The sequence below is a fragment of the Cytobacillus oceanisediminis genome (assembly GCF_004366035.1).
Taxonomy (GTDB): Bacteria; Bacillota; Bacilli; order Bacillales; family Cytobacillaceae; genus Cytobacillus; species Cytobacillus oceanisediminis_C.
In genome coordinates, this window is the sequence record NZ_SOEE01000001.1 from 238,103 (window position 1) to 257,742 (window position 19,640).

The 19,640-nt window shown below is 35.2% G+C and carries 17 protein-coding genes and 1 pseudogene; 5 read left to right on the forward strand and 13 right to left on the reverse strand.

The window, feature by feature from the left end; all coding sequences use genetic code 11:
* Together DFO72_RS01210 and DFO72_RS01215 are read left to right on the forward strand one after the other, a co-directional pair.
* Positions 1–2,280, forward strand: coding sequence for a tyrosine-type recombinase/integrase (locus DFO72_RS01210; protein ID WP_113884544.1), 2,280 nt, complete (start codon positions 1–3; stop codon positions 2,278–2,280).
* Positions 2,281–2,283: 3 nt separating this feature from the next.
* Complete coding sequence (locus DFO72_RS01215; RefSeq protein WP_113884543.1) at positions 2,284–2,679, forward strand: hypothetical protein; 396 nt, start codon at positions 2,284–2,286, stop codon at positions 2,677–2,679.
* A 70-nt stretch (positions 2,680–2,749) separates the two neighbouring features.
* Here DFO72_RS01215 and DFO72_RS30535 read toward each other — a convergent pair whose 3' ends face one another.
* Together DFO72_RS30535 and DFO72_RS30540 are read right to left on the reverse strand one after the other, a co-directional pair.
* Positions 2,750–2,995, reverse strand: coding sequence for a hypothetical protein (locus tag DFO72_RS30535; RefSeq protein WP_309472973.1), 246 nt, complete (start codon positions 2,993–2,995; stop codon positions 2,750–2,752).
* Positions 2,996–3,167: 172 nt separating this feature from the next.
* Entirely contained in the window at positions 3,168–3,341 is a 174-nt protein-coding gene (locus tag DFO72_RS30540; protein ID WP_309472972.1) for a histidine phosphatase family protein, read from the reverse strand.
* Between the two features lie 235 nt (positions 3,342–3,576).
* On the opposite strand from DFO72_RS30540, the gene DFO72_RS01225 reads away from it, so the two are divergent.
* Complete coding sequence (locus tag DFO72_RS01225) at positions 3,577–3,996, forward strand: DUF3775 domain-containing protein (RefSeq protein ID WP_113884542.1); 420 nt, start codon at positions 3,577–3,579, stop codon at positions 3,994–3,996.
* 276 nt (positions 3,997–4,272) lie between these two features.
* Here DFO72_RS01225 and DFO72_RS01230 read toward each other — a convergent pair whose 3' ends face one another.
* The 4 genes and pseudogenes from DFO72_RS01230 to DFO72_RS01245 all read right to left on the reverse strand — a co-directional run bounded on the left by DFO72_RS01230 (position 4,273) and on the right by DFO72_RS01245 (position 7,311).
* The gene (locus tag DFO72_RS01230) at positions 4,273–4,785 is read right to left on the reverse strand and encodes a GNAT family N-acetyltransferase (protein ID WP_113884541.1); all 513 of its coding nucleotides are present in this window, start codon (positions 4,783–4,785) and stop codon (positions 4,273–4,275) included.
* A gap of 49 nt (positions 4,786–4,834) precedes the next feature.
* Positions 4,835–5,904: pseudogene (locus DFO72_RS01235) on the reverse strand (IS1595 family transposase).
* A 191-nt stretch (positions 5,905–6,095) separates the two neighbouring features.
* Positions 6,096–6,386: an MFS transporter gene (locus DFO72_RS29825; RefSeq protein WP_243856039.1), complete on the reverse strand. Its 291-nt coding sequence runs from the start codon at positions 6,384–6,386 to the stop codon at positions 6,096–6,098.
* 532 nt (positions 6,387–6,918) lie between these two features.
* Entirely contained in the window at positions 6,919–7,311 is a 393-nt protein-coding gene (locus DFO72_RS01245) for a hypothetical protein (protein WP_113884540.1), read from the reverse strand.
* Between the two features lie 271 nt (positions 7,312–7,582).
* Between DFO72_RS01245 and DFO72_RS01250 the strand changes: the two genes are divergently transcribed.
* Positions 7,583–7,933, forward strand: coding sequence for a GIY-YIG nuclease family protein (locus DFO72_RS01250; RefSeq protein ID WP_113885931.1), 351 nt, complete (start codon positions 7,583–7,585; stop codon positions 7,931–7,933).
* Between the two features lie 499 nt (positions 7,934–8,432).
* Positions 8,433–9,959 carry a hypothetical protein gene (locus DFO72_RS01255; protein ID WP_166672402.1) on the forward strand — a complete coding sequence of 509 codons (1,527 nt, stop codon included), beginning with the start codon at positions 8,433–8,435 and terminating at the stop codon, positions 9,957–9,959.
* 290 nt (positions 9,960–10,249) lie between these two features.
* Here DFO72_RS01255 and DFO72_RS01260 read toward each other — a convergent pair whose 3' ends face one another.
* From DFO72_RS01260 to spoIVA, 7 genes are all read right to left on the reverse strand, one after another.
* The gene (locus DFO72_RS01260) at positions 10,250–10,459 is read right to left on the reverse strand and encodes a hypothetical protein (protein WP_134177203.1); all 210 of its coding nucleotides are present in this window, start codon (positions 10,457–10,459) and stop codon (positions 10,250–10,252) included.
* A gap of 96 nt (positions 10,460–10,555) precedes the next feature.
* Positions 10,556–10,717 (reverse strand): hypothetical protein, encoded by a 162-nt coding sequence (locus tag DFO72_RS29225; RefSeq protein ID WP_166672403.1) that lies wholly within the window; start codon positions 10,715–10,717, stop codon positions 10,556–10,558.
* Between the two features lie 365 nt (positions 10,718–11,082).
* Positions 11,083–14,181, reverse strand: coding sequence for a type I restriction endonuclease subunit R (locus tag DFO72_RS01265; protein WP_113884530.1), 3,099 nt, complete (start codon positions 14,179–14,181; stop codon positions 11,083–11,085).
* Positions 14,182–15,453: a restriction endonuclease subunit S gene (locus tag DFO72_RS01270; protein WP_113884529.1), complete on the reverse strand. Its 1,272-nt coding sequence runs from the start codon at positions 15,451–15,453 to the stop codon at positions 14,182–14,184. It abuts the gene before it with no gap.
* Positions 15,443–16,963 (reverse strand): type I restriction-modification system subunit M, encoded by a 1,521-nt coding sequence (locus tag DFO72_RS01275; protein ID WP_113884528.1) that lies wholly within the window; start codon positions 16,961–16,963, stop codon positions 15,443–15,445. The genes DFO72_RS01270 and DFO72_RS01275 overlap by 11 nt, the downstream gene beginning before the upstream one ends.
* Before the next feature lie 201 nt (positions 16,964–17,164).
* The gene (gene hbs, locus DFO72_RS01280) at positions 17,165–17,437 is read right to left on the reverse strand and encodes a non-specific DNA-binding protein Hbs (RefSeq protein WP_009332755.1); all 273 of its coding nucleotides are present in this window, start codon (positions 17,435–17,437) and stop codon (positions 17,165–17,167) included.
* Positions 17,438–17,872: 435 nt separating this feature from the next.
* Complete coding sequence (gene spoIVA, locus DFO72_RS01285; RefSeq protein WP_113884527.1) at positions 17,873–19,351, reverse strand: stage IV sporulation protein A; 1,479 nt, start codon at positions 19,349–19,351, stop codon at positions 17,873–17,875.
* Positions 19,352–19,640 lie beyond the last annotated feature (289 nt).

The window sequence follows — 19,640 nt, forward strand, 5'->3', positions numbered from 1 at the left end:
ATGGCGCTATTAGCAATTCCCCAAAAGCTAATCGAAGTAAATGGTGGTCATTATCGATTTAATATTAATGAGCATTTTAATAAGGATGAAATTGATATTTTAGGAATAAGAGTCCCGAAAACCTTTTTAGAAAAGCCATTAGCATACTTTCAACAATATAATCAACTAAATAAGAACGAAAGGTTATATGCTTATAGATTGGCTTTTTATGGTCGGATTATGTTGGATGAATCAATCTATTCAGTACCTATCAATATAAGTTCTTTCCCATTAGATTTTGTAGATAATTTTATTTTTCTAAGGAAGCTACTTGAAGAACAGATTGATAAGTTCAACCCGGAGCAAACCATCAATCGTGAAAGCTTCAAAAAGGAAGTTACAAAAGAAATTTTCAGCATGTGGATGCAAGGTTACGGTCTTTTGAATACTTTCAATAGAAATACGATTGGAAATGAACAAATTCAAAAGATTTTCAATCGAAAAGGCAAGATGAGAATTGCCGAATTTCTTGCTTTTTCATTAATTAATCACCCCGAATCATATATAAGCGAAATGCCTGAAAGACAAAGATTACTTAAATCAGAGGAATCGGAGCAAACCAAATGGGATAGACTCTTAGAAACTAATAATACTGAACTAACCCTTGAAATAAAGGAATTTGTATTTGGATATTTAATGGACCGTATTGGCAGCAAAGCTGTTATAGAGATTGAAGAATCTAATGGTGAAAAAAGCATACAAACCTTTAATTCAATTACTTGGGGAACCTGGAATGTTAAATCTAGTTCATTGATTACGGCAGCTAATATTTTTTCTAATTTAAGAATAACCCATGTGCAAGAACTTATCTATAAAGCAGGGATAATTAAACTACTGGGTTCCACAGCGTTCAAAGAACTTGGAACAACTCTTCAAGATAATATCCGAGAAAACTTACGTGAATTCGTCAATATTTATATTAAGAAGAACAATTTAAAAGACGTAAACATTAGTCGAATAGCACCGAACAAAACATTCAATAAAGGAACTACTTACGGTGAACATATTGATTTTGGTGATACGTTCTCCCTTATTTCTACTTTGCTTGATAATGACAGTATTTTTATTGATGATAGAAATATTAATGATGCTCGCTGTCGAAGAGCGATATTACTTGAACTTACAACAGGTGCTAGAATTCACGAGGTCTTATTACTTAAAAGAGATTGTCTTTCAACAAATCATGAAGGTGCTACCTTTATTCATTTTCATAAAACAAAGGTAGGTACTGAATACTTTGTAAAAGCGACGCCTGATATGGTGCAATGGATTAAAGAACTTCAAAATCTATCAGGAAACACTAAGATATCGGTCTCAAGTGCGAACGTGTCCACAACATTTGGCGATGACCTCGAAGAATATAGACTTTTTCCAAACACAATGAATACAAATATAATCCTTGAAAGTCAAATAAATAGATTCTTAAAAAAATTAGAAAAACAGTTAAAGCTCAAATCACACTTCTCTTCTCATGACTTAAGAAAAATGCATGCCCTATATTTAAAAATGATTGGTAAAGATAAAATTGATATACAACTTGCACTTAATCAAAAAGATATCAATTCCCAACTGCCCTACTTGGCAACCCATGCAAAAGAAACGATAGATAAAATTAAACTGGTAGCAACTGAGGGCGTTTGGGATGAGGTTCTTGTTTACGAAGAATTGGAGAATTCCATACCACTAGAGCAAGTGATGAAACGTGCAAGGACTTTAACATCAAAAAATGAAGCTAAAAATGATGCACTTACCTTTATAGAAAAGATTATAACAAAAGTTAAAATTGAAAACAAAGAGCTCCCTACTCTTAACATAAATAACCCGAAAGGTATGCCCATGTACACACATTATTGTACAGCGTCAGTATCAGTAAACTGTGGTCATACTGAATTAGATTGTTTTGGATGCCACCTGTATAAGCCGGACCAAGACAAGCTGTTTGAGCACAAAGCAGAAGTTTTGCGATACTTAGTGCAGATTATGTATTCCGAAGATTCAGCTAAAAAAAATAAGCTAGAAAGAGCTTTTATCGATTTAAATGTGGATGATTTAAAAAAGAAGGCATCAAAAACCTTCAGTTCCCTCTTTAAGAAATTTGATTTTTTACCCGAAAAGGAAGGAAAAAAAATCGAAAAAGAACTAAATGCCATTGCAAACAATTATTATAAGAAAAATAAGGCTACTAAACCTGTTTTAAGCCACTCAGAAGCGATGAAGCTAATAAAGGAGGGGTTAATATAATATATGGCAAAAACCAGTAGAGAGCAATTATACACAATTACAAAGGGAATTAAACGGAAATACATGAATTTAGCCAAAAAAGGCGATATCAATGCTCGGAAAAAGAAAACGGAATTATACAAAATTATTGCAAGTAAGCTTGGGCTAACAAGTGAGAGGACCCTTTGGTCTGGTTCACATGCTGAATACCTAGAAAGTTGGTTTTTAAGTTTTCAAGCTGATATTGAAGAAGCATTGAGGAATTCAACAATAACGCCCTCAGAATCGACTTTAACAGAGGAAGAGGCAACTAACTATAAAGAAATCATAAGAGCCTTAGAAAAGCGCGTGAAGGAGCTTACAATTGAAAATAATGAACTACGCAGCTTAACAATTGATAGGTTCGAAAGGATTAAATAAAATGAAAAAAAGACAGCCTTAACTCATTTCAAAGTAAACTCGTTCCACTTAAATGAGGGCTGTCTTCAAATTATTTAGCTATGTTAAAGAATAGTGTTGGTTTATTAAAAATTAGAGGGGCACTCCTTTTTGGAGTCCCCTCGGCTTTTTTAAAATTATATGTATTGTAATATCCAGTATCTGATGAGAATTTTAAAATGTTGCCATCAGTAGGTATTCCTTCAAAATATGCACCAATGCACCCTATTGTACATCGGTGTCCTGATATCAAAATGTTAAGTTCTTTTTTACTATAATTATTTTCAAGTTCGTTCATAAAACCAAAAACTCTTTTAACAAAACTATTTGGGTCTTCAACCCCTTTTATATACATTTGTATCAGGTAATGGTCCAGACATCTTCAGTTCGTTGATGGGTACTCTATCAGTTTCACCCAAATCATAAACATCGAGCCTTTCATCTACGGTATCTTTAAGTCCAGTAATTATTTAGGCTGTTTGGATAGCTCTCTCTTGCGGGGATGAAAATACAAAATTAAAATTTATATCTCTTAATCTCTGTGCTTGTTCTAATCCGTATTCATTTAACGGTATTTCCTTTCTCCCTTGCATTTTCCGCTCTTTATTTAAGTCGGTTTGACCGTGCCTAAATACATAAATCATATTAGCTCCCCCAATATCAAGGCTTAAAAACCCTTTTTGCAAACAATTTGCCATTATCAAATCTTTTAATTCTAGGGTGAATGATATACTGTTCTTCGGAGCAGTGAATATACATAACTCCTAGAAAAATTAATTACTATTATTTATCACCAAAGGATTAAACGAATGCGTTTTTAATGTAAGAAATGGATAAAAATGTTATAATTTTACTATCTTAACAGGAGGAGTGGAGAGTTTGTCAAACCAATTATTTCAGGGAAAAGAACAAATATTTAAGGATGTCATACGTTTAGCACAAACCTGGAAAAATACTTATGAATCTTCGGGTTTTGAAGGAGGGGGTTTCCAGGAAATTCAAGAATTCAATGAATCTCCCATTGGTCAGAAGGTAAAGGCTGAGAAAGAAGCTTTAGAATCATATATGGCAAGTTTAAGTTTTGATGATATCAAAATGCTGCAAACTATCATGTACCTAGGTAGAGACCGAGATTATGATAACGATATGACACCGGAGGAAATTTATAATGACTATTTGGAGTCATTTAACCAAAGAGGTTGGAAAACCAAAAATATAGAAACTAGACAAATGACTCAAAAATTGCCTTTATCAGATTATCTAAATACAGGCTTAGAAATACTAAACGTAAAATACTAATACTGTAAAGTAAAGAAGTTCTAGAATTAAATTTAACTCAAAGAAATCTTATTTTACGTTTATATGTTGATTGAATTGTAATATTAAAGGTCCCTCGAGCTTTTGTGCTGTTTTCATACAGCAAGGTCACGAGAGGAAATTCTACTCTTGCTTTTGAGTGGAATTAATCCACTCTTTTTTTTATTAGCTATGTTAAAGAATATTGTTGATTTTTTATATAAGGGAAGGGCACTTCATAATTGTTAGAGTGCCCTTGTAAGAAATTTTTTAATTGCATTATGCACCTGTCATATTGCATTCCATAAAGTTAAGTTCATTACTAATTTCTTTAGTATTCTTAAAACCACATTTCTTGTAGCTTTTAAATGCCCTAATATTATTTTTTTTCACCTCTAAAACAACCTTTGAGGCACCTTTGCTTCTAAGATAATTTAACATTAATAGTATCATTGATGTACCTATCCCTTTTCCCCATAATTTAGTTTCTCCTATAAATTGGTCTATTCCATAGATATTTTGATTTGAAGTAAAGCCGTACTTATTCAAATCATCTTCCTGAATTTCATAATATTGTATATAGCCTAATGGTTGATTTTTATATTCTACAATACAAGGAATAACATAATGCTTTCCTTCAATCCTTGGACCGTATTTTTCTTTTACCTTATCAAGGTTTGAAGGTGTCTCCTCGTAAAATTCCAATACTCTTTGGTCATTTAGCCATTTAACCATTACATCAAAGTCATTATGGTTCATAAGTCTAATTAGCAGGTCGTCCTTCTCAATCATACTTATCTTCACCTTTATTCTTTACTATTTAGAATTTTTCCTTCTGGAACTACTCAATGAAGTAATTTCCCTCACTTAACCATTTGGAAAATTTTGATATTCTGAGTTTATCATAGGTCGCATCGGTTGAGAACAGGCAACTTTCAACTATCATTTTAGCTACTGTCATATCATCATAACGATGTTTGGTTTGGTCAGAAATTGAAACCAACTCAAATAATGGTCGAGGTATTTTATCACCACTCCATTAAATCGATTTATCCAGCCCTTCAAGCGACTGTGATAACTATTCACGTTTTGAATATGATACACACCTCGGACACGTTCCTTACCATCTGATTTAAATCTATAATGCTCAAGTCCCCTTTTCTTTTGCGTAAGTCATAAATGCCCGCCAAGCATCCGTACAAAGCACATTTGAAGGAGACAGTTTAGAGCCGATAGCTTCCTCCAATCGAATTTTTACAATTTCGCCCCTGACCAACCACTTTTGAGTAAGTTGATTTCTGGCAGTCCCTTGCAACGAGGACACATACTTGCTCTTTGTTTTTGCCTCGCTGCGAAGAAAAGCCTCCTCGTTTACAAACTTTTCGACCTTCCACATTGCGTATCCCTTTTTCTTGAACAGAAAATAAGTCTCGTCCATTTCCACGATACCTTCGAATTGTTCAAATTCATTTCTTTAAGGGCTGAAAGGAGCTTATGTCTTCAATAAAACAAAGTTACATAGTGAACTTCTAAAAGCTATGCCGACTTGCGAAGTGAATAACCTTCAATCATACACTGAACAAACTCCAACCATTTATGAGGAAGGTGAGTACGAAGAAGAGGGGTATTCGTCACATCTGTAAACGTCTTCCCACAGTATTTGCAGCAGTATCGTTGACGTTCAAGTGTGCGACTACCCGTTTTTACATTATATTTGCCTAAACGAATGGCGTTATTGGAATGGCAATGAGAACAAGTAAATCCATCTTTGTGCTTCCTCTCTGAAACCTCTTTAATTACAGGTTCGCTTGCAGGATATGAAGCCAATGATTTAGCGAAAAACTCTTTTAGACGGTATTGGTCTGCTGTACTCAACTTTCTACTTTCTTGGATGATGTCCTTCAATGCCATTCTTAACAACTCGCTCTCGTCATATATTATATCCATTACAGAACAAGAGTTCGTTTCGTTCAAATATGAACTGAGTTATTTAACATAGCTAATTATTTAAAACGATTTATTGTTATCTCAATTCATACAATTTTTTCTAACTTGGAAAATGCTATAGTACATTCTGATTGGCGCTCCAGCCCAAAGAGGCGTTAAATGTCCTGAAACAATAATATAATGCCAAGTACCTCTCTATTTGATGGTGCAATAACCCCGATAATGGTATAAATTAAAGGGGTGCTTGCAGCAACTGACCATCCAACTAAAATACGACTAATGATTAACCAGGTAAAAGAAGATGAAAAAGCAGTTAATGCGCTAGAGAAGATAACAATAACCCTAATGTAATAAAAATTCCTCCCATTCTTATCAGAAGCCCGACCAAAGAAAGGTGCTGTAATAGCATATGTTACAGCAAAAACAGTTACCAACCATCCAGTCATTGTTGAACTAACACTTTACGCTTTCAAAATGAACGGTAGTAACTGAAATATTACAAATAAATCTGTACCCATTAGAATCAAAGTTATCCAACCAACAATTAAACTTACTCTCCCTCTCAACCCCATTACATCCCCCACTTTGAATTTAATTATATGTATATTTTTTAGAGTCGTAATAGTTCAAGGAAAAACTGCTTCGATAGCTTAGGTTTTACTAGATTATTTCATCTCAACATAAACATCCAGTTGAATTTGGCATAATACCCAGTTAATTCATTATAATTCTATTTCAACAACAATAGTTGCAAGCTTAAAGTTTGCTAAATGCAAAAACCCGTCAATTAATGGACGGGTCAATAATTTTTACTATGTCATTTCTTTTGTCAATATAATTCTCTTCTGGGCTGAATCCTTTAACAAATTGTTTCCTTCTTTATAATTTTATGGAATTAGTAGGAGTCCTACCGGTTTTAAATAACCAAGCCAAACAATTATTAAGCCCCCTTTCGAAGGTAACTCAGAGTCTTACCATCTATTGGATGCCGTTAGTCTTAATTGATTGCCTTAATTCTCTTCGTAATTCATTTAGCATCTTTTCCCTGTTGTGTCTGTTCTTCACTTTGGAAATTTGTGTATACCTTGATTTGAAAGGTTCATTTTCCAAAAGGTTATTTATCCTCACTTGCTTTTCATGGTAGTCGTTTAATTTTTGTTGAACTTCTTTTCTTAATTGCTTCTTCTCATCTTCATTTAACTGCCTCATAAAACTCTGTATACGTTTTGTACCGTACCTTCCACGATATTTCCAATGATAACGCTGGTCTATAGAATTAGAACGATAACTCTTTTTTCTATAAGACCAAGAGTATACATAAGGAAACCCCCGTATTATCTTAACCGAAAAGTTTCTTAGCTTATTTTTCAATTTATTCACCTCAAAATTTTTAAAATTTTAATCGAAATTTCCCTATTATGTTAAAAAAAGGTGAATTTTTTAATAACTTAACTTTAAGGTAAAAGTGACAGTTAATTGAAGACAGTTAACTTAAAAATATTTTGTCAACAGAGAACCTTATAAACATTGAATTTGTCTAATGTTTATTCCGAAGCTAAATCAATAATGCGAATGGGTAAATTTGTAAATTATTATTTACTCTGATACCATTCTTTTTAAATTAGTAAGGGAGATGTATTAAATGAATGTTAACTTTAACCTTTTAAAATTCTCACATGATATGGAATTTCCGAGGACAGCAGGAGTTTACATCCTCGAAAATAAAAAGAACGATAAAGTATATATTGGTAGTACACGAAATGTTAGAGCGAGAATCGCCTCACATAGAAGTTTGCTATTAAGCGGGAGACATTATAGTAAGGAGCTCCAGCAGGCTTTCGATAGCAACCACTTGTCTGTAGCTGTAATCGCTGTACTTCCCCATGCAAGTAGCCAATTATTAAGGGAATCTGAGCGCCTGCTTATTCAAGCATCGCCATATCTATTTCCTGCCGGAATTCTAAATAAGAGGCTTATTAATTATTCAAAATAGTTGGAAGAAAGAATACCTACCCCAGTTTTCTATATTAAAAAACTGGAGTGGAATCTGTAACTTAAAAAGGGAGACAATTCAGTTTTAAACTTTTTAGCAAGGTGGAATAAGTTATGGGTGGTTGATTACACTGATATTTAATTACGGGTTAACAATCGAAATTGTGGATTAGTTGACTAAAATATCCTCCAAATAATGGATAGGCAGTTTAATTGATGGAGACCGTGCTGATGAAGGTTTGTTAATGCACTTTCAGTGCAATTTAGCATGTTAATTCATAGCTGATGGATTAAGGAAATTCACTTAATAGAATTAACTAATATTAAAAGTCGCCGATATTTATAATAACTTTTTATATTAGGAAGAATACCTATATACAATTATGAGTTTTTTAAACAGTTATTCATGCAATTACAAGATATTTATTGTCAAAAAACTTAAAAACAAGTTCTATCTGAGAAATCAGACATCGAGATAAACCTTTATGGAGGCTGGAGCAATGTTAGGAAAATTATTTAAAGATGTGTTTATAAAAGAATCTACCATTAAAGAAATTAAAGTGAATGTAAGACTTCCGCTAGAAACTTTACCTTTTGGAGAGATGGAAAAAGATATCTTTATAACCTCTGCTGAAAATAAAAATGAAACAATTGGTGAGCTCCGTTTTGTGAATTATATTCGAGCTGGTAATGATGATTATATAGAACATGGGTATATATATAGTGAAAAAAGTTGGGATGACCATGATAAAGAATTGGGCTTTTATAAAGGGGAAATCAGAAACTTTCTCCCTCATGGAAAAGGGATTCTTAAAGGAGATGCAAAACTTCTATGGTGGAATCATTACTTTAGACAACAATCTTTGAGGTATGAGGGAACCTTTAACAATGGTAAGTATCATGGTCAAGGGAAATTCCTAGTGGATGATGAATTGGTTTATGAAGGGGATTTTTATGAAGGGCGTATTCAGGGGGAAGGAACATTTTATAACATAAATGGTGATTATTATCAAGGTTTTTGGATGAATAACAAAATGGAAGGCGAAGGCACCTTTTACAATAAAAACAAAAATGTGATTTATGAAGGTTTCTGGAAAAATGGACAAGCAAATGGGGACGGAATACTCTATATTAATGAGGATTCCCATGTAGAGACATTGCAAAGGGTTTATAAAGGACAGTTCCAGAATGGTTATATACAAACTGATAGAGAAGAGGTATTATTTAAGGTTTCTCTAAGTGATTTATCTTCAATCTGGACGAATACCACAAGGTTATATGAAGGGGAAATACAAAATAATGTTAGAATCGGCTTTGGAAGGGAGTTTGATGAGCATGGCAGAATAGTATATGAAGGAAAATTTAAAGATAATTTAAGGCATGGTAGGGGGAAATGGTACATTGACCATCATAGTGAAAGATTCTATGAAGGAGAATTTAGAGGGAATTTAAGAGACGGATTTGGTATAGAGTTTTATGATGGCAAAATTGAGTATGAGGGTTCATGGAAGAGTGATAAGTATAACGGATTTGGTATTTTACATAAAAGATTTTCAAAGTATGAGTTATACGAAGGAGAATGGATTAATGGGAAAAGGGATGGATATGGCAAACAACTCATTAATAACAAAATAACTTATTCAGGTCAGTGGGTAGACAATAACCCTTCCGGAGAAGGTCTATATTATTACTATCCATATAAGTCTTATTTACCAGAAGATGTCCCTTTTGCTATTTTTAAGAATGACAAACAAGGAACGAGTTTTCCATACAAAGTAATCGCTACTATTACAAACTATAATTTCGAGAAAAAATACGGCTTTTTCAAACCAATGGAAGGGCAATATCATAGCAATAAGATTTTTTTCCATGTTAATGACATAAAAATTAAAATGCCCACAAATTCTTACAACGGTTATTCAACATCAAAGTTATACTTGGTTGAAGTAGTTCATACAGAAAAAGGATTAAAAGCAATTAGAGCAATTGAATTTGATAGTCATCAACAAAAAAGTTTCATGTCTTAGTGAATGTTCCATTTTTATTGAATACTCCAAGATATAATCAGAAATTTTCCGTTGCAGCAATACTCTTTGTGTCACTAGGATTTTCTGTTTTTAAACTATTTGGGTATTTATTTAGTAGTGATTGCTAAGTATACTTGGGGCATATGACTCCAAGTATTTTTTATTAAAAAACCTTTTAAAATACTTACTTAATAATGTCCAGATATATATGTGAAAAGTAGTATTTTATCGAACCCTGTGCTTCTAAGACAAATATCATATTTTGTAAAAAGCTCTTAAACAACACTTATTTACAAGATTTTAAATTCAAATCTTTTATCCATTGACATTATAACAAATTCATCAGGTAAGGGGCTATCCTCATAAAATTCAGGCTCAACATAGTACACAAGTGAATGAAAATCAAATCCTGTAATCTTATAAATTTCACCTGCTTTAAAAATTACTATATCATCTTCTAAAATATCTATTTTACATTCAACATGGGTATATTTTTTCATATTACTACCTTCTTCTAAAATAAGCTAGTTTCTCTATAAATATTCTATGAAATAGAAAATAAGAACATTAGGAATGTTAGTAGTTTTTCATATTTACTACTCGAAAATTCTATTCTGATACAACACTTCAAGTACTTTTTTTAATTGTTCCCTTGAAAACCCAGTTTTTTTTATTACCTCGTCACTGCACCCTTCAAGGTTTGTTTCCCATTTGGGTTTATCATATGAGAACCAAGAGCCAATTTTATATTCATCCATTAATTTCTCTCCTTATATCACATTACTTTTTTTCAGCAGCCCATATTTGTTTGTTTCTTTTTTAATTTCCCTGTAGGTACTAGTAATATCTATACATCTAAATAGCTCATACCGTCACTCATTCCTAATTTTATCATACACTTATCTGAGATTTATTAAACTAATTAGAATGATGATTTTTAGTTTTGTGAAATTTAACGTATGCTCATCTTTAACAAAATTAAAAATCTACATAAAGGAATGCTATTTTATTGCAGGAGTAAGATGGATAAAGAGAAAATAACATAAAAGTACCAGGGTTTCCCTTTTTCAAAGAAAACCGACTAACTAAAAGCAAAAACTCACCAGAATTGGCGAGCTTTTCATTAAATATTTAGTTCAAATTCTAGTTGCGCCATTAACTCAGCCTGCTTTACCACCGTCTCTACAGCTTCCTTCTGTAAATCAGGTGGATATCCATATTTCTTTAAGAGTCTCTTCACGGTTACTCTCATTTTTGCTCTTGCAGATTCACGTAGGTTCCAATCGATGCTCATATTTGCTTTAATTGACTTCGATAACTCGTGCGCGATGAGTTTAAGTGTATCATCGCCTAATACTTGCTCTGCAGTTTCATGTGATGCTAATGCATCATAGAAGGCAATTTCTTCTTTAACAAGTCCTGTTTGCTCTCCTCGTTTATATGCCCCATCTATCTCCTTAGCCAATGCAATCAATTCTTCAATAACCTTCGACGTTTCAATCGCTCGCTTATTATATTTATTGAGAGCTCCTTCTAGCATATCGGAAAATTTACGAGCCTTTATTAAGTTTGTTCTTTGCACACTTTTCACTTTCCCGTTTAACAAACGATTTAGTAACTCTACAGCTAAGTTTTTATGAGGCATTGCCTTCACATCTTCTAAGAACTTATCCGATAGAATCGAAATATCCGGGTTCTCTAAGCCCAGTGATTCATAAATATCGACCACTTCTTCTGAAATGACTGACCTCGATATTAACTGATTAATTCTAGCTTCCATTTGGGCGTTCGTTTTCTTCTTACTACAATCGCCAATGCTCTTAACAAGACTAGCTTTAACAGCTTTAAAGAAACCAATTTCTGCATTAAGTTCCTGTGCCTCTAAAGTAGTAGCACATAAAGCAAACGCTTTCGAAAGTTCTGTTACAGTTGTTAAAAAGCGTTTCTTTTCTTCTTCACCTAGACCAAGAACAAAGTCCATTGTTGAGATAATTGCATTCATTCTGACCGTTGCCTTATCAGATAAATAGCCACTATAATCATGCCCATACAAAATTTCAATGAGCACTTCATACTTTTCTAGCAAGATATTTACCACAACAGATGAATCTACACCAGCAGTATTTTTGTCACTTTCCGTGTATTGATGCAAGGCTTCTTTTAAGCTTTCTGCTATACCAATGTAATCGACAATTAATCCACCAGGCTTGTCCTTGAACACACGATTTACACGAGCAATGGCTTGCATCAAATTATGCCCTTTCATAGGCTTGTCGATATACATCGTGTTCATTGCCGGAACATCAAAACCTGTCAGCCACATATCTCGTACAATGACGATTTGTAATGGGTCTTCATTATCTTTCATGCGCTTTGCTAAATACTCACGTCTCTTTTTATTTCCAATAAACTTTTGCCATTCTACAGGGTCACTTGAAGCTCCTGTCATAACAATTTTAATCACGCCTTTATCATCGTCATCAGAATGCCATTCTGGACGCAATGCTGTAATTTCTTTATACAAATCAATCGCAATACGACGAGACATCACGACTACCATCGACTTTCCGAACATAGCCTGTTGTCGTTCTTCATAATGATTCACAACATCCTCAGCTAGACGTTTTATTCGTGATTCAGCTCCGGCTAATGCCTCAAGTCTTGACCATTTAGATTTCAATCGTTCTTTCACTGATTGTTCCTGGTCTTCTGTGATTTCTTCATATTCATCATCGAGTCGAAGGTCACTCGGTAAATCCAATGGAATAATACGACTCTCATAAAAAATTTTAACTGTCGAACCATCTTCCACAGCCTGTGTCATATCATAAATATCAATGTATTCACCGAAAACAGCAGGTGTATTTTTATCTGTTGCTTCCACGGGAGTTCCAGTGAAACCCGCAAACGAAGCATTCGGAAGAGCATCACGTACATATTTCGCAAACCCATACTTGGTTTCAGCATCATTTCCCCGAATTGTTGCTCCGAATCCATATTGGGAACGGTGGGCTTCATCCGCCATGACAATGACGTTCGAACGGTCCGTTAAACATGGCATGATGCCTGTATCTTCATCTGGGGAAAACTTCTGTAGCGTCGTAAAAATAATACCTCCAGATTCAACCGATAATAATTGTCGAAGTTCATCACGACTATTTGCTTGGCTCGGTGTTTGACGTAATATGCTTTTCGAAATCGAGAACGTATTAAACAGTTGGTCATCTAAATCATTTCGGTCCGTCAATACCACAATGGTTGGATTGTTCATTGCTTGAATTAGTTTTCCAGCAAAGAATACCATCGATAAACTCTTCCCGGAGCCCTGAGTATGCCACACAACCCCAATTTTATGGTCTCCTTGTACAGCTACTTTCGCTTTCTCTACAGCTTTATTCACAGCATGAAATTGATGATAAGCAGCTAAAATTTTGTATGTATTCTCTCCGTCTGTTTGGAACAAAATAAAGTTACGCAAGATATCCATTAAACGACTTGGCTCGAGCATTCCTTTTAACAACACCTCTAATTGTGATAGAGAGGTGGGAGCAAGTTCTAGCCCCTCAATCGTCCGCCATTTCATAAAACGTTCTTCATTTGCTGTTAATGAACCGACACGAGCATTTACCCCGTCACTTGTTACTAAAAAAGCATTGTAACGAAATAATGAAGGTATGGCTTGCTTATAGGTTTGAAGCTGATTATAGCCTTCTGAAATGCCTGTTGCTTCATTTGTAGCGTTTTTTAACTCAATTACAACTAAAGGTAAGCCATTTACGAAAATAAGCACATCAGGGCGTTTATTTTGACTTCCTTCAGTAATAGTGAACTGATTAACTGCCACAAAATCGTTATTTTCAGGATGTTCAAAATCAAACAACCAAACTTTTTCAGTAGGATTGTATCCATCTGAACCCTGCAACTCAATATCCAAGCCTTCTGTCACCATACGATGAAACTTTTCATTGTTCAAAATCAAGCTGGATGATTCATTCGCCGCAATTTTCTGAATAGCCAACTCAATCGCATTCATTGGCATATTCGGATTAATCCTCTTGAGTGCATCCTTTAAACGTTCATCTAACACCACATCTTGATAACTGTCCCGTTCAGGATACTCACCTTCATGGGCAATATCCGGACCAGCCAAAATGGAATAATCCATCTCAGCCAGCCATTCCAATGTCGCTTCCTCTAAATCCGACTCTAAATATCTGAACATCTAAACGACCACACTTTCGTCTGGTATTTCAATCCCTCCCGAGAGGAGTTTTGGAAGTAGTGTATCTCTTACTTTTTCTAATTGATGATTTTCTTTAGACAATATTTTCACTTTTTCCATCAAATCTTTAACAACGAGTCCGTATTTATCAATTAATTCACCATTTAACGCTATTTTAAACAACATTGCATTATCCGGAGTAATACGCTGCCTACTATTAGTTGAGCCCGTTGCACCGGCTATTAAATACTCAGTAAAAGGTTCAGACTTACATAAATTATAGATAAACGCTGCTTTACTATCATTTTCACTTTTCAAAACAACAAATTCACTTGAGCAAACATTTAGCCTACTTTTGTCTAAAATTGGTAGCCATACTCTTGGCGTCGAAGGATTCATTTTTGAAAAAAGAACACAGTTTTCATTTACTATCCACTTATTACTTTTAATAGTTTTTACTTCATCGAGAATAGGATAACATTTTGAGTCATATGCAGGTAAACTAAAATGAGCTACCACCTTAGCATCAGTTTTTTGGGGATTAAATGTCTTCTTACTTATTTGAGTAATCTCTGATAAAACATAGAGATTCCATCCCTCTGGTATATCCCCTAATTGACTATCCACCATCTTCCCACCACTTGATTTATAAGGTAGACCTTCCTCATTCGGAAACTCAAAATCATAAAACCAGCTTTTGAAAAGTGCCTGAGAAATTTTTTCTAAGAGCTGTATCACATTTTGATTTGTCTCTATTTTTGTATTTATAAAACGTAATACATCCCCTATATATCTTTGCTTCTTCATACCTACAATATCGATTTCAAGTTTCTCTAACATTCCTTTTGTCAAAGCAGCTCTAGTTCCACCAACTTGGGCTAAAGATAGTAAATGTCTTTGCATCTCCTTAGATGTTAATACGGATAGTAAATAATGAGGATATATTTTTTCGTTATTACATCTAATAATTGATACATGTTGATTTACTCTAGCTGGTAACATTTTTTCAGTCACAATAGTTGCTCTTGCAACTGAATCTCCAGTAATATTTATCAAAATGTCATCTTTCATTAGTTCAACGTTATTTAGTTTATGAGCTTGTTCTTCTGAAATATATGCTAGTCCGTCTTCAGAAAAATAATGATTATAGATATTTTGACTACGAATTAACTTGTACAAACCATTTGCTAAATACGACTTTTTTCCGCCTCTGGGAGTAGAACCACTCCCAATTTTAGTTGTTAATTCAACAAGTTGAACTCTAGAGCTCATACCCAACCCCCCTTAAAGCTTGGCGAATTTGGTCTTCTAGCTGTTTCGATTTTGCGAATTGTTCTGATAGCTCACTTGTTAAACGCGCCATCTTTTCTTCAAATGGTACACCGTCATTTTCGACTTCTTCTAAACCCACATAACGACCAGGTGTTAATATGTAATCGTTTTTTCGTACTTCTTCAATTTTTGCAGCTTTACAAAGACCTTGGATATCTTCATATGCTTCATTTATAGTTCCACGCCAAGTATGAAAGGCTTTTGTAATCTTTTTAATATCATCATCCATAAACTCTTTATGCGTGCGGTCTGTCATCCTACCTAATTTTCTTGCATCAATAAAAAGAATCTCTCCATTTCGTGTTCGATTACCAGTTTTTGATTTATTTTTCGATACAAACCAAATACAAACAGGAATTGGAGTTGAGTAAAATAGTTGCCCCGGCAGGGTAACTATACATTCGACTAAATCAGCTTCAATTAAGTTTTTACGAATTTCACCTTCACCAGAAGTATTACTAGACATCGAGCCATTTGCTAAAACAAAACCCGCTGTTCCTGCTGGTGCTAACTTAGAAATCATATGTTGAATCCATGCATAGTTCGCATTGCCAGTTGGTGGTGTACCGTATTGCCAACGAACATCTTCACGTAGTCTATCCCCACCCCAATCTTTAATGTTGAATGGGGGGTTGGCTAAGATATAATCTGCTTTTAACCCCTTATGTAAATCATTATGGAAAGTATCAGCATTGTGTGTACCAATATTGCCATCGATACCGCGAATAGCCAAGTTCATTTTACAAAGCTTCCAAGTCGTAGGATTTGATTCTTGACCGTAAACTGAAATATCTCCTAGCTTACCTTGATGTTCTTCAACGAACTTTTCACTTTGGACAAACATTCCGCCCGAACCGCAGCAAGGGTCATAAATTCGTCCTTTATATGGTTCTAACATTTCAACAAGCAAACGAACAACCGAGGATGGAGTGTAGAACTCGCCCCCATTCTTACCCTCTGCACTAGCAAACTTACTCAAGAAATATTCGTACACTCGTCCTAGCACATCTTTTGAGCGACTTTCCTCATCGCCGACTTTAAAGGAAAACAAATCAATAGTTTCCCCCAGACGAACTTTATCAAGAGCAGGACGTGCATATTCTTTTGGAAGAACACCTTGTAATGATGGATTTTCTTTCTCGATTGCAATCATCGCTTTATCAATAATCTGCCCAATCTCGGGCTTCTTTGCATTTTCCTTAATGAATGACCAGCGCGCTTCCTTCGGAACCCAAAAGATATTATCCATGACATATTCATCACGGTCTTCTGCATCAGCAAACTCATCTGCTTCAAGTTCCGCATGTCGTTCTTCAAATGCATCTGATACATATTTCAAAAATAATAATCCTAATACAACATTTTTATATTCACCTGAATCCATTGAACCACGTAACTTATCCGCCATACTCCATAACTGTTCTTCAAAACCAATATGCGGTGTTGCCATATGTATAACCTCCTAGTAACTCCTAACTACATCATGTCAATTTTTTTTAGGATTGTAAAGTATATAAATTATTAGGATAATTTATTTCTGAATTAAAAATGTAATCAAAAAACCCCTCAAAATATGAGGGGTCCTTTGAACATTAGGGATTTACTGTAGTTTGAAATAGGTCAATCCCTTGCCTATGTAAGACTCAAGGCGTTATTTCACCGCGTCTTTGAGTGCTTTACCCGGTTTGAAAGCAGGAACTTTGCTTGCAGCGATTTCGATTTCTTCGCCAGTTTGCGGGTTGCGTCCTTTACGGGCTGCACGCTCGCGAACTTCAAAGTTTCCGAAACCGATTAGTTGTACCTTATCACCATTTTTCAAAGCATCAAGGATTGTATCGAAAACAGCATCAACTGCTTTAGTCGCGTCTTTTTTAGAAAGTTCGCCAGCTTCAGCAACTGCGTTAATTAGTTCTGTTTTGTTCATGCCTTTCACCTCCTCCCAAATATGGATAAAACCCAGTAAAATAAGATTCCTTACATACATTTGTAAACAAAATTACTGAATTCTATACGTTATGGCGTTTTTTTGTTTAACAAGCCCTATAATAAATGATAAATTGAAATTTTTCAATCCAAAAATCATTATAAACCCTTTAAATATAAGGGTTTCGGCCGCCATAACGGTAATTCTGTTAAAAGATTATCACAATCAAATGCGGTTATCAAGAATATTTCATGATTTAATGGGAATCTTTTCTTCTTTGCAACATATTTGTAATAAGTTGACCTGTTTTTATTACCCTAACGGCGCTTTTTAAAACACTATTATAGCAAATCAATTGCAAATTAAGCAGGGGATATTTCAATCGTTTCCTTTAAATTAGGATAAACGAAAAAAAGACTCCAAAAGGAGCCTTCATTAAAGAATGATCGCAATTAATCCGCCAGAGCCTTCATTGATGATTCTTTCTAATGTTTCTTTCAGTTTGTATCTTGCATTTTCAGGCATCAGGGAGAGTTTGGCCTGAATTCCTTCTCTAACGATGGAGCTTAGGCTGCGTCCAAAGATGTCGGAATTCCAGATTGAAAGCGGATCGTCTTCAAAATCCTGCATCAGGTAGCGGACTAGCTCTTCACTTTGCTTTTCTGTTCCGATGATAGGTGAGAATTCAGATTCTACATCCACTTTAATCATATGAATAGATGGGGCAACGGCTTTTAGCCTTACACCAAAGCGGGAACCATGGCGTGTAATCTCCGGTTCATCGAGGCTCATATCAGCCAGCGAAGGAGCAGCAATGCCGTAGCCGGTTTGCTTCACCATTCTCAATGCATCGGAAATTTGGTCATACTCTGCTTTAGCATGAGCAAATTCCTGCATCAGCTCAAGCAAGTGGTCTTTTCCGCGGATTTCAACCCCCACTATCTCTTTAAGTACCTCATCATAAAGATCATCTGGAGCATATAGGTCAATTTCGGCTACACCCTGCCCCATTTCAATACCTGCAAGGCCAGCCCGATCAATGAATTCAAAGTCGCTGAATTGATGGACAACACGGTCTACATCTCTTAGCCTCTTTATATCCTTAACCGTTTCTTTAACAGCTTCCTGATAGCTTTCACGAAGCCAGTGATCTTCATGGAGCACCATTACCCAGCTCGGAAGATTTACATTGACCTCCAGTACCGGGAACTCATAAAGAGCTTCACGCATAACGTTTAGTACATCTGATTCCCTCATGCCCTCAACACTCATGGCCAGGACAGGGATATCGTATTTTTCAGCCAGATCATTTCTAAGGGCATCCGTATTTGGGTGATGGGGCTGGACACTGTTAATGATCATGATAAATGGCTTGCCAACTTCCTTTAACTCTTCAATAACCCTTTCTTCGGCTTCCAGGTAATTCGCACGCGGGATCTCTCCAATTGTTCCGTCGGTTGTAATCACCACTCCGATAGTCGAATGCTCCTGAATTACCTTTCTTGTTCCTATTTCAGCTGCTTCATGAAAAGGAATCGGCTCTTCATACCAAGGTGTATTGATCATTCTCGGGCCGTTTTCGTCTTCATAGCCCTTCGCCCCCGGTACTGTATATCCCACACAGTCCACAAGCCTGATATTTACATTCAGCCCTTCTGCAACATGCACTGTAGCTGCCTGGTTAGGGACAAATTTCGGTTCTGTTGTCATAATTGTCTTGCCGGCAGCACTTTGAGGAAGCTCATCCTGTGTGCGGGCACGTTCTGCTTCATTCTCCATATTTGGCAGTACAACCAGTTCCATAAACTTTTTTATAAATGTAGATTTGCCGGTGCGAACTGCGCCAACTACTCCAAAATATATATCGCCGCCAGTTCTTTCGGCAATATCTTTAAAAATATCAACCTTTTCCAAGTGATCCCCTCCTGAAATCTTGAGTTAATGGGATAATATTATCCTATCTATTATGTTTGGACATTATATGTGTATGATGTTGTCCTACATTGTTATGACAGTTTTTTAAAATTTTTACCCCCTATCAGGAATGTGCACTGCACCTGCCAGGCCAGCTGGAAATCTCCAAACCAATGACAGTCTGAAATGGACAGCTTACCATTCCAAATTTCCTTTTTTATTTTCAAACTCCCCTTACTTCTTTATTTCTTCACCTTTATGCTTATAGTCAATAGTTGAAGAGTGGTTA

Excerpts from the sequence above, each read along its gene's own strand:
- hbs (WP_009332755.1), bottom strand. The coding sequence starts at position 17,437 with ATGAACAAAACAGAACTAATTAACGCAGTTGCTGAAGCTGGCGAACTT.
- DFO72_RS30540 (WP_309472972.1), bottom strand. The coding sequence starts at position 3,341 with ATGATTTATGTATTTAGGCACGGTCAAACCGACTTAAATAAAGAGCGG.
- DFO72_RS01210 (WP_113884544.1), top strand. The coding sequence starts at position 1 with ATGGCGCTATTAGCAATTCCCCAAAAGCTAATCGAAGTAAATGGTGGT.
- DFO72_RS01260 (WP_134177203.1), bottom strand. The coding sequence starts at position 10,459 with ATGAAAAAATATACCCATGTTGAATGTAAAATAGATATTTTAGAAGAT.
- DFO72_RS01275 (WP_113884528.1), bottom strand. The coding sequence starts at position 16,963 with ATGGCAACACCGCATATTGGTTTTGAAGAACAGTTATGGAGTATGGCG.
- DFO72_RS30535 (WP_309472973.1), bottom strand. The coding sequence starts at position 2,995 with ATGAACGAACTTGAAAATAATTATAGTAAAAAAGAACTTAACATTTTG.
- DFO72_RS01230 (WP_113884541.1), bottom strand. The coding sequence starts at position 4,785 with ATGATTGAGAAGGACGACCTGCTAATTAGACTTATGAACCATAATGAC.
- DFO72_RS29225 (WP_166672403.1), bottom strand. The coding sequence starts at position 10,717 with ATGGATGAATATAAAATTGGCTCTTGGTTCTCATATGATAAACCCAAA.
- DFO72_RS01270 (WP_113884529.1), bottom strand. The coding sequence starts at position 15,453 with ATGAGCTCTAGAGTTCAACTTGTTGAATTAACAACTAAAATTGGGAGT.
- DFO72_RS01215 (WP_113884543.1), top strand. The coding sequence starts at position 2,284 with ATGGCAAAAACCAGTAGAGAGCAATTATACACAATTACAAAGGGAATT.
- DFO72_RS01255 (WP_166672402.1), top strand. The coding sequence starts at position 8,433 with ATGTTAGGAAAATTATTTAAAGATGTGTTTATAAAAGAATCTACCATT.
- DFO72_RS01250 (WP_113885931.1), top strand. The coding sequence starts at position 7,583 with ATGAATGTTAACTTTAACCTTTTAAAATTCTCACATGATATGGAATTT.
- DFO72_RS01265 (WP_113884530.1), bottom strand. The coding sequence starts at position 14,181 with ATGTTCAGATATTTAGAGTCGGATTTAGAGGAAGCGACATTGGAATGG.
- DFO72_RS29825 (WP_243856039.1), bottom strand. The coding sequence starts at position 6,386 with ATGACTGGATGGTTGGTAACTGTTTTTGCTGTAACATATGCTATTACA.